General features: G+C 46.6%; 1 protein-coding gene. It reads right to left on the bottom strand.

Going from position 1 to position 904, the window contains the following annotated elements:
- Positions 1-904 (bottom strand): hypothetical protein (locus tag AC1DCV_RS35700; protein WP_477027670.1); only part of this gene is annotated, 904 nt, incomplete at both ends.

Below are 904 nucleotides of genomic sequence, written 5' to 3'. Positions count from 1 at the left end.
GCTTTAATCACTGCAGCGGTAGTAGTAAATACTGCTGTGTCTTTCGGGAATACGATAGACGTTTGCAGGTATTGGAAGTCGGTTGCAGCTGCTTCTGTACCGGCCACTTTCGTTGTTAAGGTAATGGTCACTGGTTTAGCAGAGCGGTAACCAGCAGGCAACGACATTTTGAATGTAGTACTGTTGCCTTCATTTAATGTTAAGCTATCAGCCGTCAGCGTCAGTTTCTTCTGCGCTGGGTCTGTGAGATCTTTAACATAAATATGGGCACTGGTAGCTGGCATATTTACATTGCCTTTATTACCATCTACATTTAAAAGCCCTTCATCATTAAACACCTTATTGGTCAATGTCTGAATAGCGGTGGCATCTCCGTGATCCGCTCCGTTGGCAATCGTGATAGTAGCAGGGAGGCTGGTATAACGACTATCTGCAATGGTAGATGACACCACATCTTTGGTCAGGTTCACCGTCCAGGCTTTACCGGCTTTCCAGCCATTGGGTAAAGTAGCGGTGATCACGGCACTTTGTCCTTCGTTTACGCTATCCGGTACGCTGCTCAGTTTGATGGAATCACCGGCAGGGAATGGATATTGTGCATCCTTGATTGTCAGGTCAAGCGTTGCTGGTGCAAAGATGTAAGGAGTGCTATAAGCATCACTTACCGCAGGGGTAAGGTGAATATCTTCTACATCTTCTACCAGGATATCAGCAGCTACTTTCAGTTCAGCAGCACCGGAAGCACCGRTAAAGCTCGTRTCTGTTGGCAGACTGTAATCGGTACCACGGGTAGCAGTACCTGTAGATGGCAGAGATATYTTAATAGGTATTTCTGTACTTACACCAGCAGGTAAACTAAACCCAACCTGTTGGGTATTGCCTTCCGGCATTTGCCTTCCGGCAT

Source organism: Chitinophaga sp. 10T418, assembly GCF_056394125.1.
Note: the sequence above shows the minus strand (reverse complement) of the source record. Positions and strands in the feature narration are given on the sequence as shown.